The sequence below is a fragment of the Flexivirga sp. B27 genome (assembly GCF_052905685.1).
In genome coordinates, this window is record NZ_JBPYUM010000005.1 from 149,601 (window position 1) to 176,419 (window position 26,819).

General features: G+C 68.4%; 27 protein-coding genes. 14 read left to right on the forward strand and 13 right to left on the reverse strand.

Annotated features, from left to right (window positions below):
- Positions 1-143 precede the first annotated feature (143 nt).
- Positions 144-2,216, forward strand: a complete 2,073-nt coding sequence (locus ACSZL9_RS17485) for a neutral/alkaline ceramidase (RefSeq protein WP_446666795.1) — start codon at positions 144-146, stop codon at positions 2,214-2,216.
- On the opposite strand, the gene aroQ is transcribed toward ACSZL9_RS17485, so the two are convergent.
- From aroQ to ACSZL9_RS17500, 3 genes are all read right to left on the reverse strand, one after another.
- A complete protein-coding gene (gene aroQ / locus ACSZL9_RS17490) occupies positions 2,209-2,646 on the reverse strand; it encodes a type II 3-dehydroquinate dehydratase (protein ID WP_446666796.1) in 438 nt (145 codons plus the stop codon). The two genes, ACSZL9_RS17485 and aroQ, sit on opposite strands and share 8 nt — an antisense overlap.
- A gap of 17 nt (positions 2,647-2,663) precedes the next feature.
- Complete coding sequence (locus ACSZL9_RS17495) at positions 2,664-3,194, reverse strand: hypothetical protein (RefSeq protein ID WP_446666797.1); 531 nt, start codon at positions 3,192-3,194, stop codon at positions 2,664-2,666.
- 128 nt (positions 3,195-3,322) lie between these two features.
- A complete protein-coding gene (locus ACSZL9_RS17500; RefSeq protein ID WP_446666798.1) occupies positions 3,323-5,146 on the reverse strand; it encodes an NHL domain-containing thioredoxin family protein in 1,824 nt (607 codons plus the stop codon).
- Positions 5,147-5,776: 630 nt separating this feature from the next.
- Between ACSZL9_RS17500 and ACSZL9_RS17505 the strand changes: the two genes are divergently transcribed.
- From ACSZL9_RS17505 to ACSZL9_RS17540, 8 genes are all read left to right on the forward strand, one after another.
- On the forward strand, positions 5,777-6,628 hold the full coding sequence (locus ACSZL9_RS17505; protein WP_446666799.1) for a hypothetical protein: 852 nt from the start codon (positions 5,777-5,779) through the stop codon (positions 6,626-6,628).
- Between the two features lie 164 nt (positions 6,629-6,792).
- Complete coding sequence (locus tag ACSZL9_RS17510) at positions 6,793-7,242, forward strand: HNH endonuclease (protein ID WP_446666800.1); 450 nt, start codon at positions 6,793-6,795, stop codon at positions 7,240-7,242.
- Positions 7,243-7,876: 634 nt separating this feature from the next.
- Positions 7,877-8,107, forward strand: coding sequence for a hypothetical protein (locus ACSZL9_RS17515; RefSeq protein WP_446666801.1), 231 nt, complete (start codon positions 7,877-7,879; stop codon positions 8,105-8,107).
- Complete coding sequence (locus tag ACSZL9_RS17520; RefSeq protein ID WP_446666802.1) at positions 8,104-8,457, forward strand: hypothetical protein; 354 nt, start codon at positions 8,104-8,106, stop codon at positions 8,455-8,457. The genes ACSZL9_RS17515 and ACSZL9_RS17520 overlap by 4 nt, the downstream gene beginning before the upstream one ends.
- Positions 8,454-8,630 (forward strand): hypothetical protein, encoded by a 177-nt coding sequence (locus ACSZL9_RS17525; protein WP_446666803.1) that lies wholly within the window; start codon positions 8,454-8,456, stop codon positions 8,628-8,630. The genes ACSZL9_RS17520 and ACSZL9_RS17525 overlap by 4 nt, the downstream gene beginning before the upstream one ends.
- Before the next feature lie 214 nt (positions 8,631-8,844).
- A complete protein-coding gene (locus tag ACSZL9_RS17530) occupies positions 8,845-8,994 on the forward strand; it encodes a hypothetical protein (RefSeq protein ID WP_446666804.1) in 150 nt (49 codons plus the stop codon).
- 185 nt (positions 8,995-9,179) lie between these two features.
- Positions 9,180-9,515 (forward strand): hypothetical protein, encoded by a 336-nt coding sequence (locus ACSZL9_RS17535; RefSeq protein ID WP_446666805.1) that lies wholly within the window; start codon positions 9,180-9,182, stop codon positions 9,513-9,515.
- Complete coding sequence (locus tag ACSZL9_RS17540; protein ID WP_446666806.1) at positions 9,512-10,873, forward strand: AAA family ATPase; 1,362 nt, start codon at positions 9,512-9,514, stop codon at positions 10,871-10,873. The genes ACSZL9_RS17535 and ACSZL9_RS17540 overlap by 4 nt, the downstream gene beginning before the upstream one ends.
- 728 nt (positions 10,874-11,601) lie before the next feature.
- Here the strand turns inward: ACSZL9_RS17540 and ACSZL9_RS17545 are convergent.
- The 4 genes from ACSZL9_RS17545 to ACSZL9_RS17560 all read right to left on the reverse strand — a co-directional run bounded on the left by ACSZL9_RS17545 (position 11,602) and on the right by ACSZL9_RS17560 (position 15,075).
- Positions 11,602-12,108, reverse strand: a complete 507-nt coding sequence (locus ACSZL9_RS17545; RefSeq protein ID WP_446666807.1) for an HIRAN domain-containing protein — start codon at positions 12,106-12,108, stop codon at positions 11,602-11,604.
- Positions 12,109-12,221: 113 nt separating this feature from the next.
- The gene (locus ACSZL9_RS17550; RefSeq protein ID WP_446666808.1) at positions 12,222-12,977 is read right to left on the reverse strand and encodes a translation initiation factor IF-2 N-terminal domain-containing protein; all 756 of its coding nucleotides are present in this window, start codon (positions 12,975-12,977) and stop codon (positions 12,222-12,224) included.
- On the reverse strand, positions 12,923-13,174 hold the full coding sequence (locus ACSZL9_RS17555; RefSeq protein ID WP_446666809.1) for a hypothetical protein: 252 nt from the start codon (positions 13,172-13,174) through the stop codon (positions 12,923-12,925). The genes ACSZL9_RS17550 and ACSZL9_RS17555 overlap by 55 nt, the downstream gene beginning before the upstream one ends.
- Positions 13,175-13,425: 251 nt before the next feature.
- Positions 13,426-15,075: a recombinase family protein gene (locus tag ACSZL9_RS17560; RefSeq protein ID WP_446666925.1), complete on the reverse strand. Its 1,650-nt coding sequence runs from the start codon at positions 15,073-15,075 to the stop codon at positions 13,426-13,428.
- 229 nt (positions 15,076-15,304) lie between these two features.
- On the opposite strand from ACSZL9_RS17560, the gene ACSZL9_RS17565 reads away from it, so the two are divergent.
- Positions 15,305-15,595, forward strand: coding sequence for a YrhK family protein (locus tag ACSZL9_RS17565; protein WP_446666810.1), 291 nt, complete (start codon positions 15,305-15,307; stop codon positions 15,593-15,595).
- A gap of 48 nt (positions 15,596-15,643) precedes the next feature.
- Here the strand turns inward: ACSZL9_RS17565 and egtD are convergent, their stop codons facing one another.
- From egtD to ACSZL9_RS17580, 3 genes are all read right to left on the reverse strand, one after another.
- Positions 15,644-16,630, reverse strand: coding sequence for an L-histidine N(alpha)-methyltransferase (gene egtD / locus ACSZL9_RS17570; protein ID WP_446666811.1), 987 nt, complete (start codon positions 16,628-16,630; stop codon positions 15,644-15,646).
- On the reverse strand, positions 16,627-17,922 hold the full coding sequence (egtB, locus tag ACSZL9_RS17575) for an ergothioneine biosynthesis protein EgtB (RefSeq protein ID WP_446666812.1): 1,296 nt from the start codon (positions 17,920-17,922) through the stop codon (positions 16,627-16,629). Before egtB ends, egtD begins: the two co-directional genes overlap by 4 nt.
- Before the next feature lie 162 nt (positions 17,923-18,084).
- Entirely contained in the window at positions 18,085-18,507 is a 423-nt protein-coding gene (locus tag ACSZL9_RS17580; RefSeq protein ID WP_446666813.1) for a hypothetical protein, read from the reverse strand.
- A gap of 137 nt (positions 18,508-18,644) precedes the next feature.
- Here ACSZL9_RS17580 and ACSZL9_RS17585 point away from each other — a divergent pair, with 137 nt between their 5' ends.
- Positions 18,645-19,268, forward strand: a complete 624-nt coding sequence (locus ACSZL9_RS17585; RefSeq protein WP_446666814.1) for a LysE family translocator — start codon at positions 18,645-18,647, stop codon at positions 19,266-19,268.
- 125 nt (positions 19,269-19,393) lie between these two features.
- On the opposite strand, the gene ACSZL9_RS17590 is transcribed toward ACSZL9_RS17585, so the two are convergent.
- Positions 19,394-20,188, reverse strand: coding sequence for a carbon-nitrogen family hydrolase (locus tag ACSZL9_RS17590; protein ID WP_446666815.1), 795 nt, complete (start codon positions 20,186-20,188; stop codon positions 19,394-19,396).
- A gap of 5 nt (positions 20,189-20,193) precedes the next feature.
- Positions 20,194-22,236, reverse strand: a complete 2,043-nt coding sequence (locus tag ACSZL9_RS17595) for a cytochrome c oxidase assembly protein (RefSeq protein ID WP_446666816.1) — start codon at positions 22,234-22,236, stop codon at positions 20,194-20,196.
- 73 nt (positions 22,237-22,309) lie between these two features.
- Between ACSZL9_RS17595 and ACSZL9_RS17600 the strand changes: the two genes are divergently transcribed.
- The 3 genes from ACSZL9_RS17600 (at position 22,310) to ACSZL9_RS17610 (ending at position 25,691) form a co-directional block, all read left to right on the forward strand.
- Positions 22,310-23,197, forward strand: coding sequence for a maleylpyruvate isomerase family mycothiol-dependent enzyme (locus tag ACSZL9_RS17600; RefSeq protein ID WP_446666817.1), 888 nt, complete (start codon positions 22,310-22,312; stop codon positions 23,195-23,197).
- Between the two features lie 239 nt (positions 23,198-23,436).
- A complete protein-coding gene (locus tag ACSZL9_RS17605) occupies positions 23,437-23,946 on the forward strand; it encodes a MarR family winged helix-turn-helix transcriptional regulator (protein ID WP_446666818.1) in 510 nt (169 codons plus the stop codon).
- Positions 23,943-25,691: an MDR family MFS transporter gene (locus ACSZL9_RS17610; RefSeq protein ID WP_446666819.1), complete on the forward strand. Its 1,749-nt coding sequence runs from the start codon at positions 23,943-23,945 to the stop codon at positions 25,689-25,691. The genes ACSZL9_RS17605 and ACSZL9_RS17610 overlap by 4 nt, the downstream gene beginning before the upstream one ends.
- 99 nt (positions 25,692-25,790) lie before the next feature.
- On the opposite strand, the gene ACSZL9_RS17615 is transcribed toward ACSZL9_RS17610, so the two are convergent.
- Positions 25,791-26,684: a hypothetical protein gene (locus ACSZL9_RS17615; protein ID WP_446666820.1), complete on the reverse strand. Its 894-nt coding sequence runs from the start codon at positions 26,682-26,684 to the stop codon at positions 25,791-25,793.
- Positions 26,685-26,819: the final 135 nt, after the last annotated feature.

A 26,819-nucleotide genomic window follows, 5' to 3' on the forward strand; every position in this document is an offset into this window, starting at 1 on the left:
AAGGTTGTGACGCTGTCGCCTCCTGAAAAGTGGTCGTGCGTCCAGATTTCTTGGTCACTTGTCCACATTCGCGATGTGATCCCTGCCATAGTCGATCTCGTCAGCGTGGTTACGCGCGCGTAAGGACCCCGAAGGAGACGGCCATGGCGATGTATGACGAAACGGGACCCACCCGCCGGAACGTGTTGCGCGGCGGCGCGGCACTGGGTGTCGGCGGTGCACTCGCGGCGACGGCGGTCGGCAGTGCACCCGCGGCGGACGCGGCCGAGGCGAGTGGCGACTCGGCATACCTCGTCGGCCGCGGCATCGGCGACACGACCGGAGCGTGCGCCGAGAACGGCATGATGGGCTACTCGATGCCGCAGCAGATCGACAACGGCATCTCGATGCGGCTGCGCGCACGTGCCTTCGTCGTGGTCGATCAAGCGACTGGCAAGCGGATCGCGTGGTGTGTCGCCGACCAGGCACTCATCCCGGTGGCGGCCCACGCGGCGATCGTCGCGAAGCTGATGGCGAAGTACCCGGGCACCTACGACTACACGAATGTCTGTGTCACTGCTACACATTCGCACTCCACCCCCGGCGGCTGCTCGCACGACTTCATCTACAACCTGGCGATCCTCGGCTTCCAGCAGCAGACCTTCGACGCCATGGTCGACGGGTTCGTCGACGCCATCAGCGCCGCACACGAGGACCTCAAGCCGGGCAGCATCAGCGTCGGTCACACGACACTCGACGACGCCAGCCGCAACCGCTCACAGAAGGCGTTCGACCTCAACCCGGACTCCGACAAGCAGCATTTCCCGGAGTCGATCGACCCGCACATGATCGTCTGGCGCTTCAAGCAGGGCAGCAAGGACGTCGGCGCGATCTCGTGGTTCCCGACGCACGGGACGTCGCTGCCGAACACGAATCTCCTTGTCAGCGGTGACAACAAGGGGTATGCCGCATGGTCGTGGGAGCGTGAGCAGCTCGGCCAGGACTACCTTGCCGGGCAGCCGGACTTCGTCGCGGCGTTCGCGCAGTCGGCCGCCGGCGACATGTCCCCCAACCTCGAGCTGAAGCCGGGCACCGGGCCGACCGACGACCCGTGGCAGAACATCGCGATCATCGGAGACCGGCAGAAGACCGCCATGCAGCAGGCCTGGAAGTCGGCAACGACGCCGATCACCGGATCGATCGGGAGCATCGCGACATACATCAATATCGGTGACATCGCTATCGATTCGAAGTGGACGCCGGACGGCAAGGAGCACCACACGACTCCCGCGGTCATCGGCGCATCGATGCTGGCCGGCAGCGTCGAGGACGGACCCGGGCTGGGCTACCCGGAGGGCTGGACGGGTCCGCTGGCGAAGTTGTGGGCGATGCTGCCGTCGATGCCGCCGGCGCCGGGCTGGATGCTCGCCGAGCAGCAGCCGAAGCTGTGCACGCTGCCCGTCGGCCTGATCGACGCCGCACCGGACAGAGTGCTGATCCAGGTACTGAAGATCGGACAGTTCCACATCGTCTGCACCCCGTGCGAGGTGACGATCGTGGCCGGGCTTCGGATCCGACGGTCGGTCGCGTCGGAGCTCGGCGTGCCGATCGACCAGGTGATGATCCAGTCCTACTCCAACGGGTATGCCGAATACGTCACGACACCAGAGGAGTACGCGTCGCAGCAGTACGAAGGAGGGTCGACTCTTTACGGCCGCTACGAGCTGTGCGCCTACCAGCAGGAGCTGTCGTCCCTGGCCAAGAAGCTGCAGGACGGCGACTCCGTGCCGGTCGGCAGCGCCGGCGCACCGTCACCGCTCGGGATGATCAACCTGGTGCCGGGCGTGGTCTACGACAACCCGCCGCTGGGCAAGAAGTTCGGTCAGGTGACCAGCCAACCGAAGGCGTCATACAGCCGCGGGACGCAGGCGAAGGCGGTCTTCGTGACCGGACACCCGAAGAACAATCTGCGGCGTGGCGGGACGTTCCTGGAGGTGCAGCGCAAGGTCGGCTCGTTGTGGAAGCGGGTGCAGGACGACGGTGACTTCGCCACGAAATTCACCTGGAAGCGCACCGACGTGATTCTTGGCGCGTCGACCGCGACCGTCACCTGGGACATCCCGAGCGACGCCACGAAGGGAAGCTATCGGATCGTGCACCACGGCGCGTCGAAGGCGCCGCTGACCGGGAAGATCTCCGAATTTACCGGCACTTCAGCGGAATTCACCGTCAGCTGATGAGGGAGGCGAGGCGCCGGAGGGCCAGCTCATAACCGTCGACGCCGCAGCCCACGATGACGCCGGCGGCGATGTCGGACAGGTAGGAGCGATGCCGGAAGTCCTCTCGGGCAAAGACATTCGAGATGTGCACCTCGACGAACGGCACCTGCACCGCCGCCAGCGCATCGCGGATGGCTACGGACGTGTGGGTGTAGGCACCCGCGTTGAGGACGATGCCGGCGTTGTCGCGGCGCGCCTGGATCTCGTCGACCAGCGCTCCCTCGTCGTTGCTCTGGAAGAACTCCACGTCTGCGTCGAGCTCGGCTGCAACCTTCTCGCACCGCTGCTGTATGTCGGAAAGGCCTTCTGCGCCATACAGATCGGGCTCGCGGATGCCGAGCAGGTTGAGATTGGGGCCGTTCAGGACAGCGAACGTCGGGCGGGTCATGCCTCAAGTATGACGGCTCACCCCGCGCCGGCGTCCGATGCCGGGCCCTCGTCGCGCACTTCGTAGACGGCGGACACCGCTTCGCGCAGCCGGCTGATCCACTCGTCCTCGTGCTGGCCGACCAGCCGCACGCACCACGCGAGCGCTTCGGAGCGGGATCGCGCCACGTTCGCGTCGACCAGCGTGTCGAGCACCCGGCGCTCCGGCTGACGCAGCCGGGTCATCACCGGCACCGACAGATTGGTGAAGAGCTCGCGGGTATCGCCGCAGACCGCGCCCCACGCGACCTTCGCGCCGAAGCGCCGCTGGGCCTCGTCCGCGATGCGCATCCGCTTGCCGCGGGTGTCCTCGCGCCAGCGCTTGATGCGGCCACTCTCGGCTGCGCGGGCGCCGTCGGTGTCCTCGGCGTCACCTTTCTCGCCACCGACCTCGGGCGCGGGCAGCGTGCCGACGACCACGATCTCGTCGCGGTCGACCGTCACCTCGGGCGTGCCTTCGAACCAGTCGTCGGGCAGCCGCCCGGCGAACCATCCTTCGATCGTGTTCATCTCTTGATTACACACTTACATGATTACAACGTCAAGGGCGGATCTCGATACACTCCTCCGCTTCGCTCCCCCGCTACTCGATCGGCGTGTTGCTCGCCGCTCGCTCCCCGCTACTCGATCGACGTTGTCTACGTTGCGCGCAGGCCGAGCGACAACTCCGCCGGAGCACCATCGACCAGGCGGACCGGGATGCCCCAATCCTGTTGGTACACATGGCAAGCGGCGTGCTCGGGCAACTCACCGGTGATCGGGTCGCCGTCGCACGCTGCGGCCCGGACCGACACATGCAGCACGCCCTCAGTGAGGCCGTCAACGAACTCGAGGGTCCGCTCCAGCCCCTGCGCGGCGCCTTCGCCCGAGCGGAGCAGGCCCTCCGGGCTGGCGGACACGGTGAGCTGGGTGGGGTCGCCATACCGCTTGTCGAGCTTCTGGCCGGTGGGCGGGACGAAGTCGACCGACAACCGGAGCTGCCCAGGCGCGATGTCGGTCACTGACCGCTGAGTGCGTAGCGCGTCACCCGAAACCCGTGCAGCCGCAACGGGTATGGCGACCCGGGCGATCCGGTGTGCGTTGGACTCGACGACCAGCAGGCGGGCGCCCGACTCGTCGGCCTCGACCAGCACATCACTCGGCTCCGCGAGCTCCGACGCGAGAGTCGACACCTCACCCGTCGCCGGGTCGAAGCGACGGATCGCGCCGTTGTAGGTGTCCGCCACCGCGACGCTGCCGTCGGGAAGCTCGGTCAGGCCGAGCGGGTGCTGCAGCAGGGCATCCGCCGCTGGTCCGTCGACGTGCCCGAAGTCGAAGAGCCCCTTGCCGACATACGACTCGAGCTGGAATCCGCTGTCGGACAACGAGATCGAGCGCAATACGGACGTCTCGGAGTCGGCGATCCAAACCTTGCCACCGTCGGCGGAGGTCGCGAGTCCGGAGGGCTGCGCCAGCCAGGCGTCGTGTGCGGCACCGTCGCGCAGCCCTTCGTTGCTGGTGCCGGCAAGCACCGCCACGGAGTTGTCCTTCGGGTCGGTGGCCAGGTGCAGCGCCCACAGCTGGTGTGTGCCGGCCATCGCGATCACGACCCGGTCGATCCACCAGGCGAGGTCCCAGGGTGTCGACAGCGGCTGCTGCAGCGCGGCACCGCTGCCGGACCGCTCACGCAGCTGCTCTCCGGTGCCGGCCTGCACGCGAATCTCCCCGTCCGACAGACGGATCGAGAAGATCTGATGGCGGACCGTGTCCGCGACGAGCACGTCATACCCGAGGCGGTCGGCGGCATCGGGCGGCAGGACGAGCACGCCCTGCGGCGAATCCAGGACGCCGCTGCCGTAGCGCGCCCGCTCGGTCTCGAGGTCTGCCTCCAGGTGCACGACCTCGTGGTGAGCGGTGTCGGAGACCAAGTAGCTGCCGTCGCCGAGTGCGGCCAGCTTCCCCGGGAAGCGCAGCGCGGTCTCGGGTGGCTCGGGCGCGACATACGGACCGTCGCCGGTGCGCAGCGTGCCTTTGGCGCGATGCTCCTCGAGCAGCTCGCGGACCAGGACGGTCAAGCCGTGCGCGTGACCCTCCCCGGAGAACTGCCCGACGACATAGCCCTCGGGGTCGATCACGACGAGCGTCGGCCACGCCCGCGCGGTGTAGGCGTCCCAGGTGGTCAGCTCGGGGTCGTCGAGCACGGGGTGGTGCACGGCGTAGCGCTCGACCGCCTGCTCCAACGCCACCGGGTCGGCCTCGTGCTCGAACTTCGGCGAGTGCACGCCGATGAGCACCAGCTGATCGGCGAATTCGCGCTCCAGCGGGCGCAATTCGTCCAGTACGTGCAGACAATTCACACAGCAGAAGGTCCAGAAATCTAGCACACAAAAACGACCTCGTAGATCGCGCAGCGTCAAAGCGCGCCCACCAGTGTTCAACCAACCGCGCCCGGATAGCTCCGGCGCCCGCACCCGTAATGCCATAGGTCAATCGTGGCACTCGCCGACGCCGAGCACCGCCGGGCTCCTGGCCGTGCTCCTTGGGTGCGGCTTGGGCAAACCATCATCGGCGACAGGTCTACTAATCGGGCCGCACGGAAGACGGCTCGACCGACCGACCGACCGGAAGCCGCCGCCATGAACGACACTCGACGATGCGCTATCTGTGCTGCCTCGCTTGCTGACCTTCGCGCCGACGCGAAGACCTGCAGCGCAACATGCCGCAGCGCACTACGCCGCCGCAATACCGCGGCACAACTCGCGGCATACCGCGCGCTTATTGCAAGCCGCGACCACTAACAACGGCTCGACCGAGCCGACGACGCAGGTAGGGAGTTCATAGGGCCCGTCGTCGGCCCGGTCGAGCTGTAGAACAGCCGCCTACGACCAACCTTTCCGTAGGCGGCCGTGCCTGCCCGGTAGGCCTTCTCCTAGCCATGTGGGCCGGACAGCACACCCCCAGCGGGTCGCCTCGATCTCCGCGACATACACCCGTCGCGCTGAAGGTCGGGGCGGCCCGCTCCTTACTTCACCGGGCCCGTTGTGAGGTCGGGCCCGGCTTATTAACCTCACGAACCGTCGCGAATCCTCACGCGCGACAAGGAGATTCACACTATGACTGCAGTTCTCGAAGCGTCCACACGCCCTGCGCTCTCCCCCGATGACCCGCGTCTCGCTGCGATAGGCGACGGCCGCCGTCGGCACTACCGACCGACGCTCCCTTACACGATGCCCCTGGCCGCGAGTGTCGGCGAGCACGCGCGCAGGCAGGCGGGATGGATCACACAGGCTGCCGCGCTCCTCGGCGAGCCGGTGCCCGCGCTGCCTACCCTGGTACGTGACTGGCGCAGGCGCGCGACCGCACGAGAGACACCGCGAGTCATCGCCTACGACATTGCTCACCGCTTCGCCAACGGCGACGAGCCCGCCGTCGAGCTTCTGGCCGAAGCACAGGCACGCACGGCGGCCTCCGCGGCCGATGTTGACCTGGTGAGCGATGCCCTCGCTGAGATCGAATTCTCCCGCGTCGGCGACCTCGTCGACGAGCTGGTCGAGAAGATCGGTCCGGCGTTCGACGCGGCCGTCTCGAAGCTGCAGGAGGCCGCTGCCGAAATGGTCGATCCGTGGACCACGAAGCCACGCGGCATGATGGCGCTCGGGCAGGGTGGCGAAACGCCCGCGTGGTTCGACGTGTCGCCGCTCGGCGCGGCGGCCCGTGCGGAGCGTGGTGCGTCGGGTCGGATCTTCGACGCGCTCGACGCAATCGAGGATCTATCCGTGCTCGCACTTCGCCGCAGCGGATCTCACGCTTACGACGAGATCATCGCAATCGACGATGCCGCGCCGACGAAGGCCGACGATCTGGTCCGCCTCGGCGTGTATGCCGATGCTGACGAGCCCGAGCTCGCGCTCGTGGCCGTTGCTGGCGGGTGGCTGCCGAGTATGTCGCTGAGGCTGCAGCGGTGAGCGCCGCGACCGCCGAGAAGGCGTGCACGAAGTGCGGCGTCGTGAAACCGCTAGGCGCGTTTGTCCGTGACAACCGCCGCCCTGACGGGTGCGGGTCCGAGTGCCGGGTATGCAAGCGCCGCAGCGACCGCGCCTGGCGTGCGGGCTCGAAGGGTAAGGCCTACATGGACGGTTACAACGCCGCTCGCCGCGAGCCGAACCGCGAGCGCCTGGCCGCACGCCGCAAGAATCCCAAGTATCGCGACGCCGACCTCGCCCGCCTGGCCGCCCGCCGCGAGGCGATGCCGCATGAAGCATGGGAACACAGCTACCGCGCCCGCGCCCACCGCTACGGCTTCGAGCCGATCGTCGAGAGCTTCACCCGCGACGAGCTGATCGAGGCCTACGGCGCCCACTGCTGGCACTGCACCGCCGGTGCCTTCGAGGAGCTGGACCACTACCCGGTGCCTGTCTCCCGTGGAGGAGCACACCGGCTGGACAACGTCCGGCCGTCCTGCCTGAAGTGCAACCGGGCATCGTGGCGAGACACCCCGGCGCCCATCGCCGAGGAGCCCCCGGCACTGGCAAGGACAGGGGAGGCTATCGACCGGGCAGGCCTGGCCCTGGCCGTGTAGGTGCCCCTGCCATACCCGGCCAGGGTCGCCCTCGGCGTACCGCCGTCCCTCGCGTGGGCCACTGCACCACCGCACACAACCGCATACAGCTCGCCACCATCGGCCACGTTGCCGCGCTCCTCACCGAGTGCAGCAGCGTGGCCGATGCAGTGCTGGTGCAGTGCTGGTGCTGCAGCTCCTCGGCTCTCGGCCTCGCGCCTCGACCTCACGACCGACGCCGCGCTCCTGGTCGACGAGCTCATGGTCGCGGCTCGGTCGTCGAGCTCGTGGTCGTGCCGATGCCGTTGCGGTCGTCGGTCGATGTGATCGAAGGCGAAGTGCATCGAATGCATGACGCGATCGAGTGCAAGGCGAGCGCCGAAGGCGCATTGCAGCCTCGCGCGAAGGCACCTTCGCGGCCTCGACGTACGGAATGCGCCTAAGCCATCCTCCCGGCCTCCCAGGAGTGCCGACGAGATCCACCTAGGGAGCGTCGCCGAACGCCCGGCAGCGTCGACGAGAGACCCCGGGGGTGGACCCCTCGCCCGCCCGGAGCCGCGCGGCAAGGGCTCAGCGAGGCGTCCGCATCGCCCCGGCTGCCACACGTCGAGTAAGTCACACAAAACCCCGCAAAACCGTAAAGGAGTCACAACCCATGCCACCGCCTAAGCGCCCGATGGGCCGCCCGAAGACATACACCGCACCACCTGAACCCGACTTCGCCGAGGCCGTCGAGGCCGGGCACGAGTCGACGCTCCTCGCCTGCCGCGGCGTGCTCTCCCGGCGCCTCGACGCTGGTGTGCCCGCTCGCGAAGTCGCTGCCCTGGTCAGCGTCGCGTCGTTGGTCGAGAAGGAGCTCCACAAGCTGCAGGAGGGTCGCCGATGACCACACCGACGCCCGATCTCGACGAGCTCCTCGCCCTCCGCGACGTGTGCTCCCAACAGATCGCCGCGGGCCTCGACGCGCACTCTCTCGCTGCCATCATGCGGCAGCTCGTCGGCGTCTCTGCCGAGATCGCCGAGCGCGCGCCCTCGACGACCGAGACCTACGTCGAATGGATGCAGCGACGCCGCGCAGCGATGCGCGTGACGACCGCCGAAGGCCTCACCGCTCCACGCTTCACCGACGACGCCGAGGCCGACGCCTTCCTCGCCGAGTGGACGGCCGCAAACCCAGCGCCCGAACGGCCGATACCCCGATTCCGCCCGCAGACCTCCGAGGAGATCTCAGAATGACCAAGCGCCACACCCATCCCGACGGCCGCCGCAATCACACGCCCGGCCCCGTCTTCAACAACCTCCGCGGCCACCTCGATGCCTTGACCGCACGCGCCCGAGGCGAAGCGTCGCCCGAGGCGCCCGAGCGCCGTCCGCGCGGCGGGCGAGCAGTCCGCGAGCGTCGGCCGTGATCGGCAACGCGCCCGAAGGCACGCGAGAAGCGGGCCGCTATGTCCGGTGTCCGCACAGCTACCGACCGCGCGCCGAGCCGGTGCTCACGCGTGCATTCGACGCCGTCCTCGTCCCGATGCGTTGCACAACGTGCAGCCACCGAAAGGACGTCGAGCTGACAATCGCCGAAGCTGCCGCCTTCGTGCCGTGGACCCGTCCGGCGAAGGCCGCGGCGTGAGCGACGACGACGACCTCCGCGCCGAGCGCCTGGCCGCCCACGACCGCACGAAGGCAGCCGCACGCGAGCCCATGACGGCCGCCGAGGCGCGGCAATGGTTCGCCGAGCTGGCCGCGGTCGCTGAGGACAGTCGACAGCGGCGCTAGGCGCCGAGGACTTCGAGTTAGCGATCTAGCTAGTGACGGGCGCGAGCCCGTGAGCGGCCGGAGCCTTTCGAGGCTCCGGCCGCTTTGCCACACCCCCACGACATACGCCCGCCGCGAGCGCATCGCGGCACCGCGCCACCGAGACGCACTCTCGGTTCACAGCACAACCCCGAAAGGCACCACCTATGCAACCCGCATACGACCCCGACACACCCCGCGCTATCACCGTCTCGAAGATCCACATATCGAGCGGTGCGCGAACTTGCTACATCGGCCCCGGCCTGAAGTTCGGCCTCGGCGCTGTAGGGGAAGAAATTCGCCCGTACCTCGACCACCGGCACACCCTCGAATCGGGCGTGCTGCTATTCCTGCCCGACGACGTTCGCAAGATCCGCGTTTACGAGATCCTGTGGCGCGCAACGCCGAACGCCGACGGTAAGCACCCGGTGATCCGGCGCCCGTTGTCCGCGCTCGAAGCGGCAGACCTGCAGCTCCCGGCCGCCGAGGAGGCCGCGAAGTGAGCGCGCAAGACCGATGCCCCGACGACCGTCTCGCGGTCGAGGTCGACGCCCCGGCGTTCGCCGATCGTGACCGGCAGATATCGGCGCACCTCTTCGGCTGGCACGCGACCATGACGCGCGACGAGTACGTCGCCGCGTGCAAGGCCGCCAGCGAGCGCACAGGCGAGGCGATCGAGCCGCGGCCCGAGGTGCTCGCCGAGCTGCCACCCGAAGAGCCTCACGCGGCCCGTCTGGCGCGTGCGATCGAGAAGGCGGGATCGACGGACACCGCGCCCGAGATCGCCCGCGAGGACGCCGCAGACGACGCCCCCGCGCGCCCTTCGCTCGCCTCTCAGCTCCTCTCGCGCTCCGAGCTTCGATCGCTGCCCGAGCCCGAGCCGCTCATTGCGGACACGCTCGACAAGCACGCCGTGATGATGCTGTCGGGCTACTACGGCACCGGCAAGAGTTTCGTTGCGCTCGATTGGGCCGCGAGCATCGCCACCGGCCGGCCGTGGCTCGGCAGAACATCGGAGCGGGCCCGCGTGCTCTACGTCCTCGGCGAAGGCGCCTACGGGATCCATGCCCGCCTTCGATCGTGGGAGGAGCACCACGGCGCCGCGATCGCCGACGGATGGCTCGACGTCCTCCCCGTCGCCGCACAGGTCGCCGGGCAGGATCTCGGCGAGGTCGTCGCCCTGGTCGGCGCCCGCGGTTACGGCCTGGTCGTGATCGACACGCTCGCCCGGGCCGCCGTCGGCCTCGAAGAGAACAGCGCCCGCGATATGGGCGTCTTCGTGGCCGCGCTCGACGAGATCCGCCGCGCGACCGATAACGGCTCGGTCTTGGTCGTCCACCACAGCGGCAAGGGCGACAAGGGCGACAGCCGCGGATCCTCGGCGATCGGCGGAGCTATGGACGTCGTCTATCAGGTCAAGGGCGACGGCCGCGGGACGTTGGAGCTCTCGCGCACGAAGCGCAAGGAAGGCCCCACCGAGGACCGTCTATCGCTCGCGCTGCAGGAGCGCGGCTCCTCGGTCGTGGTCGCCGAGGCCGAGAACAGCGGCCCGAGCAAGCGCGACCGCATCGCCGAGCGGATCCGCGAGGAGCTGCACAAGGCGGGCGCGATCGAGCCGTCCGGCGTCTACATGAACGCCGACGAGCTCAACGAGCGAGTAGGCGGCCGAGCTGCAGACGTGCGCAGCGTCCGCGCCGCGCTCCTCCGCGCCGACTTCATCGCCCACGCCAGCCGCAAGGGCTACGCACTGCCCGAGGTCACGCCGCTAGTCGGTGGCACGCCTGGCGAGCCTGGCGCCACCACTGGCGACGGCCCCGAGCCGCTGCCGCCCGGCTGGGACGTCGAGCTCGACGCGGCATAGCAGGAGATCCACCACACCGCCCCCGGCGGCCTCGCGAGAGGTTGCCGGGGGCTTTTCCTCATGCCCGCACCGATCGCCCCGCAGGAGCCCGCAGGCGAGCCCATCCGCCGCGCCCGTGCAAGGTAGCGCCGGGATGCGCACGGAGCGCGGGAGGAGGGCGCAGAGACGCCGAGGAGCTGCCACCGGCACCCGACCCCCGCCCCGTTGCTAACCGCCTCCGGCGGCCTCCTGGCGCTGCCCTGGCGCTGCCCTGCACCGGCCGCCCCCGAGCCTGGACGCGGGCCGTGGTGGGCTCCTGGCGACGGCCTGACGCCGGCCTGGCGACGGCCTGGCGATCGCCGGGGCCGAGCCGAGGTGCGCGCGGAGCGCGGGAGGAAGGCAGGCGAAGGGGCGCGGGAGCTCGAAACACGCCGGGATGCACAACTACACGCCGCGGTCATTCCGTCCCGTCCCCGTCTAGAAAGACGGGGGGACGGACGGGATGGAGGTATGACGGCAAACTCATCCCGTCCCACCATCGGGACGGGATAGAACCGCAGAATGGCGCGGATATTCGAGGCTCCGAAGCTATCCCGTCCCAAACCGTCCGGGGGTCGGGACGGGATACGAGAGGTCTATCCCGTCCCGGGGTCGGGACGGGATAACTTCCACGATGCGGAAACTACATCAGCTTCTCCTCCTCGGTCCTCCCGGCGTCGCTCGGCTGAGTAATGCCGAGGTCGCCGCGCCTACGCCCAGTGCGCAGGCTTCGCCGCGGTTGCTGGCCGCGGCCCGAAAACGTGCTCAACGAGCCGAGGTTCGGCGATGAGCACGATCACGCGCCCGGCCTCACCTGGCGGATCCCCCTCGATCGACACTGCGCGAAGGTCCGCACCGCCAGCGTCGAGGACTGGTGCGAAACGCTTCGCCGCTTGCCGATTGAAGAATCCGACGACCGCCCGCGACCCCTCGGCCGCGACCGCAATGGCGTTCGGATCGAACTCGTTTGATGGTTGCCGCATGAGGCGCACAGGTTGGCCGGGCGAGAAGTCGCCAGCCTTGTTCGCCCGTTGGTAGTGACTGAGACCGCGCAGCTCGATCGCCCACAAGCCGACCTTGCGCAACCGCGTGTCCGTCGCCGTCGTCAACCGGCCTGTCCCGTCATGGCAGAACCGCAGGATCGTTCGACCCCCTGTGACGTGCTCGACGAGATGCACCGCAGGCAGCCCCGTTGCTAGATCCTCGAAGGTCGCCACCGACCCCGGCCCAGTACGGGGGAGGTACAGCTCCGAGGACGGCCGATCGTTCTGTGGGTGCGGCATGGTCAGAACGTAACGCGCAGCCCGTCGATGCGGCGTCACATCCGAGATCACCACCCGTCGAGTTCGTTCTCCAGCTCGCCTGGCGGCAAGGCAGCGAGCTGCTCAACCTGTCGATGGAGTCCCTTGTTGACTTGCTCTAGGCGCTGCCACGTCCGGCACGGGTAGATGCCGCCACACCAGCACTCGCCGCTGCCGTCGTCGAGCGGCTCGTGGTCGAGGACAACCCGGACGAGAGCAGCGCGCCACCGGTTGCGGGCCGCGTAGGCGTCCGCCTTCTCCTTGTAGCTGTCCGCGACCTGCTTGTGTGCCTTCTCGCGATCGTCTCTGTAAAGCCGCGCATGGCTCGTCTCGCGGGCGAGCGTCCGCTCGATCTCCTCTGCGTCCTTCGCGTAGTGACTCCGGCAAGATATGCACAGCGGTTCGGCTTCGTCCGCGGGCGACCGGCACAGCCAACGGCGCTCGCAGCATTGGCAGACGTTCGCCTGGCTGGCTTGGCGCTGCACCGGCTCTGATGGCGTCATGGTGCCTGCCTTCTTCTGCTTCGCGCGCTGCTGCTCCCACTGGCGTAGACGTCGCGTGTGCGCGGCGCGCTGGCTCACGTTGTGTTCGCGGATCTTGTCGGCTTGTACGGCGGGCAGCGTCGCCGACATTTTGCGGGCCGAGAGGCCAAGCTCGATCAACTGCTTGTAGATCTCCTGTTGGCCGAGCCCTAGCTCCTTTGCCAACGCCGCGACCGTTATACGTTCTGTCACTGCCCCAACGTCGGCAAGGGCCGCCCGCTCCGATCGTGCTCGGCCGCGCACAGGTAGCCGAGCATCGAGTTTTGATCTCGCTGCAGCGCGACGAGTTGCGACAGTAGGCCGATGATGCGGTCGTTCTGGTTTAGACCTTCGATCGCCCGGTTTGCTGAGACCTGGTCGCGCTTCTTCTCTGACGAGCCAGCTAGTCCAGTGAATGCAAACCGTTCGCTGTGGTGTAGCCCGCGCGTGTTCTTACCCATGCGCTGAGTATGGCGACCACGACGTCGGCAGGGACCGCAAACGCGCGAAATGCCCGCCGACTTCCGAAGAGATCGACGGGCATCGCTGCTGCCGTACTACGCGCCGCGTTCAACCTCCGCGGAGGCCGCGTCGACTGCAGCCGCGAGGAGTGCCTCGCCCTCGGCCTGTAGCTCTTCGTGTCGAGCCTGGCGCATGACTTCGATTTGTAGATCGAGAACGGTCTCTAGTGCCGCATCGTAGAGCCCATCGTTTAACAGCCGCGCGGCTGTCGTGAGGTGGTCGGAGATGTCGCGTGCGTTCGTCGCTGCACCCGCCCCTTCGCCCCGGCGGCTGTCCTGGTTCCGTCGTGCCACACCACGGTCAACCGTTCACCGGGGAAGAACCGTTGGCCCCGGTATCCCGCCTTCGTAGCCTCGACCCGGTCAATCGCTAGTGAGAGATAGTCGCGTCGTGCATCGACCCCCGCGGCCTCCCACGCCTCCTGAGACTGCACGAGATCAAGCAACGGCGCGAGGTCTGCCTCGGGCGCGGGGAGCGCGTCCAGTGCTGCCACCGCCGCGTCATGAGCTGCCCGCGCGCGCTCGACGCGCTCTTTCAGTCGGTCACCGCTGAGGATGCCGGTCTCGGCGAGGTCGAGGAGACCCTCTAGCGCAGCTTCCCGGGCGACGACAGCGTCGGCGAGGTGCTGACGTTCGGTGCCATGCTCCGGTGTCTCCCTGGCGATCCATCGCTCGGCGATAGCGGACAAGAGCGCCGCGTCGGCCTCGTCTTCGGGATCAAGCAGCGACAGGCGACGCAGGAAGGCATCCGCGACGGCCGCGTCGGTGGCGGGCTCGGGCACTGAGAAGCCGTCGCAGGTGCGCAAGCCTTGCTTGTAGTTGGCGCAGACGTAGGACCGACCGGGGAACACACCGGAGATCGAACCCCGCCCACCGCATACGGCACAGTGCAGGAGCCCGCGCAGAAGTGTCGGCACCTTCGCGCCTCGTGCGCCGCGACGTGTGCCGTCGGCGCTGACCCTCGTCCGGCCAACGGTCGCGGCGAGGATCTTGGCACGCTCGGCCTCGGTAATGACGCCTTCGCCCACCGACACCGGACGGTCGTCAGCGTCGAGGTAGACCGAGCCGATCGCGGCCCACGCACGCCCCTCCTCGGGCTTCTCGCGGATCGAGGCCAACCCCGCGAACCCTGGCGCCCGCAGGAGGGCGCGGACTGACGAGGTGCGCCATTCGGTCCCGCGTGAGGCCGCGATGCCCTCGTCGTTCAGCGCCTTAGCGATCCGGTACGGCGTCAGCCCCGCGAGCGCGTCGTCGGCGATACGACGAGCGACAGCGTAAGTCTCGGGGTCGTGCTCGATCTTCCCATCGGGGCGACGTCGCAGACCGTAAGGAGGTGCCCCCGACTGCCATACACCTTCAGCGCGGGCATATCGGCGTGCGCGGCTGACTCGCTCGCTGAGCTTGTCGGCTTCCTCCTTGGCGATCTCGCCTCGGATGATGAGACCGAGGCGCTGACTTGTGTCGCCGGTGTCGGTGCCGTCGATACCGAGGATCTTCCGACCGGTGCCCGCATGGCGTTTCAGGAGTTGGGCGATGTGTTCGGCGCCGCGTCGCTCGGCACGGTCGAGGGACCACACGAGCAGCGTGTGGAAGCGCCCGCCGTCGTCGAGATCGTCAAGTGCCTTCTTCCACACCGGGCGCGGCTTACGCGAGTGGTCGCTCGCTCCGGTGCCCTCCTTCTCTTGGTAGACCTCGACAACGTCGAGCCCGAGGCGCTTGGCGAGATCGCGACAGTCGGCCTCTTGTTGCTTCTGGCTACGCCCGCGCTTGTCGGACCCTTCAGCGCTCGACGCTGACCGGCGTGTGTAGATCGCGCAGTGTTGCGCGGCGTTGGATGGCATGGCGGCCCCTTCTTGGACTAGGCAATCTTTGCGTCTACTACGTCCAAAAATCCAACACGACAACTTTGCCGCGCAGGTCGGCCAGGTGGACCTGCTCACCGCCGGTGTTGAGCCATCCCCGACCGATCAGCTCCGGGGCCCGCACGCGCATTCTCGTCATACCGTCAATGATCGCGCGTGGCGAAGGCGGCAGGTGCAGGGGCATCCTGGAGGCCATGGGAAACGAAGCATGAGCAACGGTCACGACCTGGAGATTCGGATCGGTCGCGACGAACTACAGATCCGGCAACGATACGAGACGTTGTCGATCCTCAACGACATCGTCACCGGCCTGCTCTTCCTCGTGGGCAGCGTGTTGTTCTTCGGCGACTCCACGGCATACACCGGCACCTGGCTCTTCGTGCTCGGGTCAGTACTGATGCTGATCCGCCCCTGCATCCGGCTCACCCGGCGGCTACATCTACAGCGCATCCACCCGGGGGACGAGGGCGCGGCACACGAGAGCTCGATGGACTTCTGACGGCGCCGGGCACACACCGACCGTCGGCTGACAGAGCGCCGCTGCCGCTCACCGGGCCGGTTTGCCGGCCAGCAACACCGCGAAGTCGCCCTCCCGATCGGTCCACACCTGCCGCACTGCGAGCCCGACCTCCTCCAGCTCGGCACTGATGCCGCTGACCCGGAACTTCGTCGAGATCTCCACGCGCACCTCTTCCCCGCAGGCGAGCGTGAAGTCCAGCTCCGCTCCCGGCAGTCGCACCCGCTGTGGCATCTCGGCACGCAACCGCAGGTCCATCCGCTCCATCTGCGGGTCCCAGAACGGCACGTAGGAGAACCCGCCGGGGTCGATCTCCCCGCCCAGCTCACGGTTGAGGACGTGCAGCACGTTGCGGACGAAGTCCTCGGTGACCCCGTCCCGGTCGTGATAGGCGGCGATCAACCGGTCGACGCTCTTGACCAGGTCGACACCGAGCAACAGCGAATCGCCAGGCAGCAGAACATCGCTCAGCGCTCCGAGGAACGCCGCGCGCTCCTCACGGTAGAGGTTGCCGATCGTGCTGCCGAGGAACGCGATCGTGCGACAGTCGCCTCCGGGAAGTTGCGCGAGATGGAGGGTGAAGTCGCCGACGACGGCCTCGACCTGCAGACCCGGATAGCGCTCGGCGAGCGCCTCGGTGGCCTGCCGCAGCGTCGCCTCGGACACGTCCACCGGGCTGAACCGCTGCAATCGGCCGGTGGCGGTGAAGGCGTCGAGCAGGATCCGGCTCTTCTCGCTGGTGCCGCTGCCCAGCTCGATCAGCGTGCTCGCTCCGCTCGCGGCGGCGATCTCGTCGGCGTGCTCGGAGAGGATCTCGTGCTCCGCTGCGAAGGGGTAGTAGTCGGGCAGCTTGGTGATCTGGTCGAACAGCTCCGAGCCGCGGTCGTCATACAGCCACTTGGGCGAGAGCGTGCGCGGGTGACTGCCGAGTCCGCGGCGCACGTCGTCGATCAGGCTGTCCCCGGCGCGGTCCGGGTCGAGCAGCACCGACACCACCGGCTCCGGCGCGGCGTTCATCGCACACCACCGTCGGCCAGCCGCAGCCCGGTCATCGGCCAGCGAGCGCCGGCCGGGAAGAAGTTGCGGTATGACGCCCGCGCGTGTCCGGGCGGGGTCAGCGCGCACCCGCCGCGCAGCACCATCTGACCGGACATGAACTTGCCGTTGTATTCGCCGATCGCGCCCTCCGCCGGGTGGAACCCCGGGTAGGCGAGGTATGCCGAGGAGGTCCACTCCCAGCAGTCGCCGTACATCTGCCGCAGCCCACCGGTGGCTGCGGGCGCCGAACGTGCGTGGTAACTCTGCGAATCGGCAAGATTGGCGGTGCCGTCCGGCTCACCGAGCAGGGTGCGCGCGGCGTGTTCCCACTCCTGCTCCGTCGGCAGCCGCTTGCCCGCCCAGGACGCGTAGGCGTCGGCCTCGTAGTGGCTCAGATGCGTCACCGGCAGCCCCGGATTGACCGGGAAGGTGCCGTGCAGCGTGTGCTCGAACCACACCCCGTCGAGTTGCTGCCAGTAGAACGGCGCGCGCCACTCCTCGCGCTGCACCCGGCCCCACCCGTCGGACAACCAGAACTCGGCCCGGTCGTAGCCGCCGTCGGCCATGAACTCCAGCCACTCACCGTTGGTGATCAGCCGGTCGGCGAGGCGGAACGGCTCCAGATAGACGCGGTGCGGCGGCAGCTCGTTGTCGAAGCAGAAGCCGCCGCCCTCGTGGCCGATCTCCACCAGCCCGCCCTCGACGTCGACCCAGCCGAGCTGATCGGGCTCGCTGACCGGCGCGGGCGCCCCGGCATACACCGGCTGGAGGGGGTTGGCGGACAGGACGTGCTTGATGTCCATGAGCAGCAGCTCCTGGTGCTGCTGCTCGTGGTTGAAGCCCAGCTCGATGGTCGACGTGAGCCGTCCCAGCGCGCCCTCGTCGAGGGTGTCGATCAGGTCGCGCATGCGGGCGTCGACGTTGCCGCGATACGTGCCGACGTCGTGCGCACCCGGCCGGCTGATGTGCCCGCGCTCGGCCCGGGCGTAGCGCGGCCCGACGGCCTCGTAGTAGCTGTTGAACAGGAACCAGTACTTGTCCTGGTATGGCGCGAAGTCGCGCTCCTGCTCGGCCAGCACGAACGTCTCGAAGAACCAGGTCACGTGCGCGCGGTGCCACTTGGTCGGCGAGACGTCGGGCATCGACTGGACCGTCTGGTCCTCCGGGGACAGCGGTGCCGCGAGCCGCTCGGTATAGGAGCGGACTTCGTCATACCGCGACAGGAGTGCGTCGGCGGTCCAGCTGTCGGTGGGAACGGAAAGAGTGGTCACGTCGGACACCTCCGACCCGGCCGGTCATCGACGGCGCTCGCCGTGTGCGAGCGCCGGGCCAGGCTGACCCACACCAGCCTAGGTGCCGCGTCCGACAACCCGTCGTGATGAGAGTGACCGGAAGGTGAGCTGCGGGTTGCGAGCGGGTATGCCGCGTCGGACCTACCGTTGGCGCGGCGGGGCCGTCGCCGACTCCGGCGCGACGATCTGCTCGACGGTACCTGCCTCGATCACCTTCGCGAGCCGGCGAATCCGGTCGCGCGACGCACGCCAGCCCTTGACCTTCTCGGCAGCGACCAGCCGCCGCTTGTGACTCACCTCGATCGTCCACGGCGTGCCGAAGACGGCTCGAGCGATCATCACCAGCGGGAAGATCAGCAGCAGGAGCAGGAACTCGCCCAGGAAGATCATCAGGATCACGATCAGCGGCAGCAGGATGATGCCGAAGATGATCAAGCTGATCGGATCGTCACCCAGGTCGGGGATGTCGAACCAGTCCATGTCCTTGGCCCTGGCCTTGCGGCGCCAGGGCAGCCACTTCCGGCGCACGCGATATCTCTCGCCGGTCGGTGTGACGGCCTTCATCGATGTCCCTCCCTCGTGACGTGGTGGCAGGGTACTGACGACCGGTGCATCAGCTTCGTTCCGGGCGGCACGCAACCCCTGACCACCTGCCGGACACGTCACGACCGACCGGCGCGCGCGGTCCTACCATTTTTCGTATGACGCAGTACCTGTCCTTCGTGGCGCTCGCGCTGCTGCTTGCGATCGCGCCCGGCCCCGACTCACTGCTGACCCTGCGCAGCACGTTGATCGGCGGCCGGCGACGCGGCGCGTGGACGGTCATCGGCATCCTGGTGGCCAACGTGGTCCAGGGTGTGCTCGCGGCGTCCGGGCTCGGCGCGATCCTGGTGCACGCCGAGACGCTCTTCCGGATCATCAAGTGGGCGGGTGCGGCATACCTCGCCTACCTCGGCTTCCTCGCGATCCGCGCCGCGTGGCGGATGCGCAACGCGGACGCCCCGGCTGAAGGTGTCATGCCGGTGCGACGCTCCCCGTGGTCGGCTGCCCGGCAGGGCTTCCTGTGCAACATCACGAACCCGAAGGTGCTGGCCTTCAACATCGCGGTGCTGCCGCAGTTCGTCGGCGAACACGCAAGCGTCGCAACGCTGTTGACCTATGCGATGACTCTCGCAGCTGTCGGCTCGGTGGTGCTGGTCGCTCTGGTCGCCGTCGCGGGCATCGCCACCCGCGTGCTGCAACGACTCACCGTCCGGCGCAGCATCGAAGGTGCGACGGGTGTCGTCATGCTCGGCTTCGCGAGCGCGCTCGTCGCTGAGAGCTGAAGGCTCCTTGAGGAGCGCGTGAGGCACTTGGTCTCGATACACCTCCTCCGCTTCGCTCCCCCGGCACTCGACCCGCGTACTCGTCGGTCGCACTCGACCCGCGTGCTCCTCGGCCACCTCGATTACTACAGGCGGCGGTCGCGCAGCACGGGGAACGCCTCGCGGAACTCACCCACCGCGGCCGGGTCGGCGTCAACGCGCAGGATCTCCTGATCGGTGCCGGCTTCGGCGAGCACTTCACCGTCAGCGGCGATGACCGCGCTGCGTCCACCCATCGGCGTGCCGGCGTGGGTGCCCGCGGTGTTGCAGGCGATCACCAGGCACTGGTCCTCGATGGCGCGTGCACGGAGCAGCAGCCGCCACGCCTCGACCCTGGCCTCCGGCCAAGCAGCTGGTATGACGAAAACGGTCGCCCCACGGTCCACTTGGGCCCGATAGAGCTCGGGGAACCGCAGGTCATAACAGGTCGAGAGGCCCATCGTCACGCCCGCGGCTTCGAGGACCACGATGTCCGATCCGGCCTCCATCAGCTTCGGCTCGCCGCCGGCGAAACCGAAGCGGTGGATCTTCCGGTAGCTCGCCGCGAGCGACCCGTCCGGGGCGAAGAGCAGCGAGGTGTTCCACAGCGACTTGCCCTCGGGACCGGTCTCACCCGAAGCGGGGTGCTCGGCGATCGACCCGCCGTGCAACCACACGCCCGCGTCCCGGGCTGCGTCGGCGAGCGCCGAAACGACCGCCCCGCCGACGTCCTGCGACCGCGACGGCCAGTCGCGGTAGGAGAACCCGCCGGCGGACCACAACTCCGGCAGGACGACGAGGTCCGCGCCGGACTCCGACCGCACCAGGTCGCACACACGTGACGTGCGGTCGGCGAGCGACTCACTGTCGTCATACGCCAGCTGGATGACTGCGATCTGCATGGCACTCAGTCCTTCTGATCAACGGTGTGCTCTGGATTGTCGTCCCGTGCGTGCGCGGCGCCCGCGCGGGCCCGAGCGGCGAGGTATTCGTTGTAGGCGGTCAGCTCGGCGTCACCGTCCCGATCGGCCTGCCGCTCAGCGCGTTCGCCCTCGGCGCGGTCCTTGCGATACCACTCCATCGCGATCAGCATCGCCAGCATGAGCGTCGGGAACTCGCCGGCGCCCCACGCGACGGTGCCTGCGCGTTGTTGATCAACCAGTGGGTCGGGCACCCAGGACAGGTCGAGCACGGTGAACAGGTCGGGCGCGAGCAATGTGGTGCCGGTCATCATCGCGACACCGAAGAAGGCGTGGAAAGCGATGGCCACCAACAGGATCAGCATCCGGATCGGCGGGTTCCACAGCTTCGGTCCGGGGTCGATGCCCACCAGTGAGTAGGCGTAGATGTAGCCGACGGTGGTGAAGTGGGCGACCATCAGCACATGCCCGGTGTGCGTGGTCAGTGCGATGTAGAACAGCGGTGAGTAGTAGAACGCGATCAGCGTCCCGAAGGACAGCACGGCCGCGATGATCGGGTTGGCGAAGAACGCGAAGACCCGCGAATGCACCACTGCGAGAAGGAGTTCGCGCGGGCCGAGCGTGCCGTCCCGGCGCTTGGGCAGTGCCCGCATGGCCAGTGTCACCACACCCCCGCGGACCAGGCAGATCGGCACGAACATGGACACACCCATGTGCATCAGCATGTGCATCGAGAACTGCACGTGCCCGTAGATCGCCGGCGCCGCGTCGGAGAAGTAGATGAACGACGCCCAGCCGCCGATCCACCAGACGGTGCGGGCGATCGGCCACTTGTCGCCGCGGCGGTGCAGGCGCCATACCCAGTGCAGGTAGACGCCCAGCCCGAGCACGGCGATCGCCGTGAAGAGCCACTCCACGCGCCACGCGGTGAACCAGCTGCCCGTCTCCAGCGGTGACGGGGTCGGGTAGTCGGTCAGTGAGAACGCCCGGTCGGTCGTGTTGAGCGGGGACTCACCGGACACCGGCGGCTGCGAGCGCGACAGCGCTGCGCCCAGGCCGATCGCAGCACTCATGACCAGCACCTCGACGCCGGCCAGTCGGGCGAACGCGGCACGACCGGGCTTGGACGCCCGGTCGGCGCGCAACCGGGCCACGACCTTCTGCCGCTGGAACCAGCCGAGCACACCGAGCCCGACGAGTGCGGCGATCTTGGCCAGGACGACCACGCCGTACTTCGAGCCGAGCCCGCCGAAGCCACCCAGCCGGATCCAGGCGTTGAGCACACCGGACAGGCCGACCATCGCGATGCACCAGGTCGCGGCGGTGGAGAAGCGCGCCACCACGTCGGCAGCACCCTTGCCGAGCCGCGACCACATCAGCAGCACGGCGAGCAGGCCGCCCACCCACACCGCGACACCGAGCAGGTGGAAGGCCAGCGAGTTGACCGCCGCATCGTGGTCGTCACTGCCGGCCGCGTGACCGACCAGCGCCAGCGGCCACATCGCGGCGACGGCGACGAAGAACAAGAACGCCTGCACGCCACGACTTGCGCCGGCCAGGCAGACCACTGCGACACCCAGCGCCACGAGTGTGGTGATCGCGGGGTCACGCAGCAGATCCAGCTCCCACGTCGTCTTCCACGCGCCGGACCAGAAACCGCGGGACCCCACGCGCACACCGGACACGTCCGCGTAGGTGAGGATGCCGTTGACGACGCCGAAGACCGCCCAGGCCAGCGCCGACCAGGCGGCATACCTGCCGACGCGGAACCGGCGTGCGGTCCGGGCACCTTCGGGCATCAGCATCCCGCCGAGCAGCAACAGCCCGATGGTCAGCGCCATCGCCAGCTGGAACGCGGTGGTGGTCAGCGGCAGACCCCAGCGCACCAGCGCTCCGGGGTCCAGCAACTCGAGCTTCGCGGCGGCACCGGTGAAGGTCACCGCAGCCGCGCATGCGAGCAGGCCGACGCCGAGGGCGCCGACGACCGCCCCGAAGTGCGACGCCGGGCTGGTGGAGGGTCGACTGGTCACGCCGAAAAGCCTAGATCGGGCGCTTGTGAGGCAACCTCCCGGTCGGCGCGTGCGCAGCCATTACCCTCGGAGTATGCCGACACGACCGCTCCCGCCCGAAGGTCTCGACGAGCTGGTCACGGCGTATGCCGCAACGGCCCAGGCGGTGCTCGACCTCGGCATGACCTGCCGACCGGAGGATTTCGAGCTGCCGACACAGTGCCCGGGCTGGACCGTGAAGGACCAGATCTCGCATGTCGTCGGGGTCGAAGCGATGCTCGCCGGGACACCGGACGAGGAGATCGAGGTGCCCGACCACCCGTGGATCCGCAGCGACTTCACCCGGGTGATCGAGCGCGCCGTCGAGATACGCCGCCCGCGCAGCGGGCACGAGGTGGTGCAAGAACTGGCGCACGTGCTGCCGCGCCGCGTGCGGGCGTTGCGTGACTCGGAGACGACGCCGGACAGCCCGATGCCCGTGCTGTTCCGCGGCGAACCCACGGTTGGCTCCCAGTTGCCGTCGCGCATCTTCGACATCTGGTGCCACGAGCAGGACCTGCGCGAGGCATTGGACCGCCCCGGCGACCTGGCGACGCCGGCCGCTGCGTTGTTCGTCACGGCGGTGCTCACGGCCCTGCCGCGGCGGGCCGCACGTGTCGGCCTGGAGCCGGGGACATCGGTGATCATCGAGTCGACCGGCCCCGTCGTGGCCCGCGAGGGCGTGCGGATCATCCCCGGCTCCGACGGTTCACCGCACGCCGAGGCGCTCTTCTCCGGGCAAGCACACGTCGACGAAACCGACGACAGCACAGGCGAACTCATCGTCGTACCGCCCGGCACCGTCACGACGATCCGACTCACCACCGAGGCGCTGGGTCGCCGCGGTGCTGGTCGTGTCGCGACCGCCGACCTGCGTTACTCCGTCGAGGGCGACGAGGACGTCGCCGCCCGCGTGCTCGACGCACTCACCATCACGCCCTGAGGTCGTTGAGGTCGTTGAGCTTGTCGAAACGACACCGTGACCTCGACAAGCTCGGCCACCTCTTGGTGTGACCTCGACAAGCTCGGCCACCTCAGGGACACGCTCGGCCACCTCGATTTGATGCATCGGCATCCAATGCATATAGTTGTGTGTCGCAAACAAGTTGTCCGCATCACACTCGCCGCCGCGTTCGAGCAGCGCACTGACGCGACCCCTCATCCGTTATCCGGGAAGTCCCTATGTCCGTCGAGCACGACGTCGCGATGGAGTTGTCCTCCGAGCTCATCCGACTGGTGAAGAAGGTCGAAGCCGTCCGCCACCACTCCCCGCGAGTGCACCCGGGGCTCGAGCCGTCGGCATACCCCGTCTTCTTCAGCCTCGCCCGTACCGGCCCTGCACGGGTGTCCGCACTCGCCGAAGCGGTCCACTCCGACGTCTCGACGGTCAGCCGCCAGGTGAGCCACCTGGTCGGCCAAGGGCTGCTGCACAAGGTGTCGGACCCGGATGACGGTCGCGCCCAGCAGGTCGCACTGACCGACGTGGGGCGTGCCCTGATCCAGCGCCTGCAGGACGGCCGTGGTAAGTGGATCCAGTGCCTGCTCGCCGAATGGGACAACGACCGGGCACGCGACTTCTCCCGCGACCTGCATGATTTCGCCGACCTGATCAGCACCGAGATCGACCTGGCCAGGGCACACGGCGAGGACATCCCCGAACTTCCACCCACCACCCGAGAGGATCCCGCGTGAGCACCTCAGCGGCAGCCAAGACGGCGCCCCCGAGCGGCGAATTCACCCACCGGCAGATCCTGACGATCCTGACCGGTCTGCTGCTGGGCATGTTCCTGGCCGCACTCGACCAGACCATCGTCAGCACCGCGATCCGGACGATCGCCGACGACCTGCACGGGCTGTCGATCCAGGCCTGGGTCACCACGGCATACCTGATCACCTCCACGATCACGACTCCGATCTACGGAAAGCTCGGCGACCTCTACGGCCGCAAGAAACTGTTCATGTTCGCCATCGGCGTCTTCATCGTCGGCTCGGCGCTGTGCTCGTTCGCCACCTCGATGTACGAACTCGCCGCGTTCCGTGCCTTCCAGGGCATCGGCGCGGGCGGCCTGATGACGCTGACCCTGGCGATCATCGGCGACCTGGTCCCGCCGCGTGAACGCGCGAAGTACACCGGCTACTTCATGGCGACGTTCGGCACCTCCTCGGTGCTCGGCCCCGTCGTCGGCGGTTTCCTGGCCGAGACCACCTCGTTCCTCGGTGTCACCGGCTGGCGCTGGGTCTTCCTGGTCAACGTGCCGATCGGCATTCTGGCGTTCTTCGTGGTGTCGGCCACCCTGCACCTGCCGCACGTCCGTCGCGAGGCCAACATCGACTGGTGGGGCGCGGCGGCACTCGTCGTCGCCCTGGTGCCGCTGCTGACCGTGGCCGAGCAGGGCCGCGGCTGGGGCTGGACCTCGACCACGTCGCTGATCTGCTTCGCCATCACCGTCATCGGCATCGCGGCGTTCCTGTGGATCGAGCGCGCGATGGGTGACGACGCCCTGATCCCGCTGCGCATCTTCCGGCTGCGCGCGGCATCGGTGACGATCGGCGCCAGCGTCATCGTCGGCATCGGCATGTTCGGTGGCATCACGATCCTGCCGCTCTACATGCAGATCGTGCACGGTGCTTCGCCGATGATGTCGGGGCTGATGATGCTGCCGATGGTCGGCGGATTGATGCTCGCCGCAATCATCTCCGGTCTGATCACCGCCAAGACCGGCAAGATCCGCGGCTTCCCGATCTTCGGCACCGCGCTGGCCACGGTCGGTCTACTCCTGCTGTGGCTGAACGTCTCCGCCGACTCCAGCCTCGGCGTGGTCATGATCTTCATGTTCATCACCGGTTTCGGGCTCGGCAACTGCATGCAGCCGCTGACGCTGATCGTCCAGAATGCCGTGCCGCCCCAGGAGATCGGCGTCGCGACCGCCGCCGCGACGTTCTTCCGGCAGACCGGCGGGACGCTCGGTGTGGCGATCTTCCTGTCGATCCTCTTCAGCACGGTCGGCGACAAGATCAAGGACGCGCTGGGTGCCGCGGTCAAGGCGGACCCTTCGCTCACCACGCCGGCCAATCAGAAGATCCTGGGCACGATCGCCGCGCAGGTGCAGGACGACTCCAACATCCTGCAGCGGGTGCCGGCCAACATCGCACACCCCTTCAAGGTCGGCTTCGCCGAGTCGATGGACCTGATCTTCCTGTGCGCGGCCATCGTGATGTTCATCGGTTTCCTGGTGCTGTTGCTCATGCCGCACGTCGAGCTGCGCGCCCAGTCCGCGAGCGCCGCCGCCAGGTCCGAAGCCGCCGGCGCGCAGGCAGCGCCGGAGCCGGTGAGCGTGGGCGCGAGTGCGGGTGTCGTCGGGCGTCACGAGTCCGTCGACGACGAACCCGCCGCGGATATCGACGAGTCGCTGCCGCCCAGGCACAGCGCGGACTGACATCTGCCCGTATGACGAGCAGGGGCGCCCGGCACACTGCCGGGCGCCCCTTTCGCCGTACACAAGTCTCCCCAGGGCAGACCTACAACCGGCCCCGGCTCAGCTCCATTGCCAGTCGATGCCCACGACACCGGGCCCCGCGGCGGGCACCACGACCTGGGCCCGCCGGTCGGGCGACAACGTCAGCTCCCGCCGCAGCCGGTCCGGTGCTGCGGACGTCCGGCGCTGGAACTCCAGCACCCGCACCGGCAGCGCGGCCGGGTCGAAGCGGACCTCGAGAGCGTGATGGATGCCCGGCCACTCGTGGAATCGGAAGTATTCGGTGATGCGGTGGTCGGCGGTGTCGTGCACGTCATACCGCAGGATCGCGTGCTCGTCGACGGCGAGCCGACGGTCCAGCAGCAACTCCGCGACCAGCAGCCCGAGATCCGGGTCGCGCGCGATCCGGCCGACCCGGCACCCGCCGACCGCCTCCGGGAGCACCGCGGTGATGTCACCGTCGGGCTCGGTCTGGTGCACGATGACCAGCCGGTTGGTGGGGCGCACCGCCTGCACGGCTTGCACCACGTGCTTGACGGCCAGCCCGCCCGCCGCCGAGATCACGACCTCCTCGGTGACGGCCGTGGTGCGCAGCTGCCCGTGCTCGGCACCGTCGAGCCGGTCCAGCAGGCGCGCGAGTGCGTCCGCCTCGCGGACGACGGCGAAGGGGCGACCGGGACGGGCGGCCGATTGCCGGGCCGATCCGAGTCCCTCGACCAGCTGGCCGGGCGGCAGGCCGAGGACCTCCTCCAACGCCTCGAGCACCGGCACGGACCCGTCCCTCGGCACCCGGGCGCCGCTCTGCCAGGTGCTCAGGGTCGCGGTGCCGACATCGTGGCCGCGCTCGACGAGGTGCGCCCGCAACCGCGACAGCGACAACCCGCGCTCGGCGATGGCGGAGCGCAGCACATCGCTGAATTTCGGCGGACCGCCAGCGAGGTCGTGATTGCTCACCCGAGCACCGTATGTGAACGTTCACACCCGGTGAGTCAAGGAATCGTCAAGAACGCGGAGTCGCCCGACACGTGCGGGGCGCGGCGTTCACGCCAGCCAATCCGTATGCCGCCCAACGGTATTGCGCTGATCGAG

Bases quoted from the DNA above. Each gene is read 5' to 3' on its own strand.
- ACSZL9_RS17485 (WP_446666795.1), top strand. From the start codon at position 144: ATGGCGATGTATGACGAAACGGGACCCACCCGCCGGAACGTGTTGCGC.
- aroQ (WP_446666796.1), bottom strand. From the start codon at position 2,646: ATGACCCGCCCGACGTTCGCTGTCCTGAACGGCCCCAATCTCAACCTG.
- ACSZL9_RS17495 (WP_446666797.1), bottom strand. From the start codon at position 3,194: ATGAACACGATCGAAGGATGGTTCGCCGGGCGGCTGCCCGACGACTGG.
- ACSZL9_RS17500 (WP_446666798.1), bottom strand. From the start codon at position 5,146: ATGGCATTACGGGTGCGGGCGCCGGAGCTATCCGGGCGCGGTTGGTTG.
- ACSZL9_RS17505 (WP_446666799.1), top strand. From the start codon at position 5,777: ATGACTGCAGTTCTCGAAGCGTCCACACGCCCTGCGCTCTCCCCCGAT.
- ACSZL9_RS17510 (WP_446666800.1), top strand. From the start codon at position 6,793: ATGGACGGTTACAACGCCGCTCGCCGCGAGCCGAACCGCGAGCGCCTG.
- ACSZL9_RS17515 (WP_446666801.1), top strand. From the start codon at position 7,877: ATGCCACCGCCTAAGCGCCCGATGGGCCGCCCGAAGACATACACCGCA.
- ACSZL9_RS17520 (WP_446666802.1), top strand. From the start codon at position 8,104: ATGACCACACCGACGCCCGATCTCGACGAGCTCCTCGCCCTCCGCGAC.
- ACSZL9_RS17525 (WP_446666803.1), top strand. From the start codon at position 8,454: ATGACCAAGCGCCACACCCATCCCGACGGCCGCCGCAATCACACGCCC.
- ACSZL9_RS17535 (WP_446666805.1), top strand. From the start codon at position 9,180: ATGCAACCCGCATACGACCCCGACACACCCCGCGCTATCACCGTCTCG.
- ACSZL9_RS17555 (WP_446666809.1), bottom strand. From the start codon at position 13,174: ATGGGTAAGAACACGCGCGGGCTACACCACAGCGAACGGTTTGCATTC.
- ACSZL9_RS17560 (WP_446666925.1), bottom strand. From the start codon at position 15,075: ATGCCATCCAACGCCGCGCAACACTGCGCGATCTACACACGCCGGTCA.
- ACSZL9_RS17565 (WP_446666810.1), top strand. From the start codon at position 15,305: ATGAGCAACGGTCACGACCTGGAGATTCGGATCGGTCGCGACGAACTA.
- egtD (WP_446666811.1), bottom strand. From the start codon at position 16,630: ATGAACGCCGCGCCGGAGCCGGTGGTGTCGGTGCTGCTCGACCCGGAC.
- ACSZL9_RS17580 (WP_446666813.1), bottom strand. From the start codon at position 18,507: ATGAAGGCCGTCACACCGACCGGCGAGAGATATCGCGTGCGCCGGAAG.
- ACSZL9_RS17585 (WP_446666814.1), top strand. From the start codon at position 18,645: ATGACGCAGTACCTGTCCTTCGTGGCGCTCGCGCTGCTGCTTGCGATC.
- ACSZL9_RS17590 (WP_446666815.1), bottom strand. From the start codon at position 20,188: ATGCAGATCGCAGTCATCCAGCTGGCGTATGACGACAGTGAGTCGCTC.
- ACSZL9_RS17600 (WP_446666817.1), top strand. From the start codon at position 22,310: ATGCCGACACGACCGCTCCCGCCCGAAGGTCTCGACGAGCTGGTCACG.
- ACSZL9_RS17605 (WP_446666818.1), top strand. From the start codon at position 23,437: ATGTCCGTCGAGCACGACGTCGCGATGGAGTTGTCCTCCGAGCTCATC.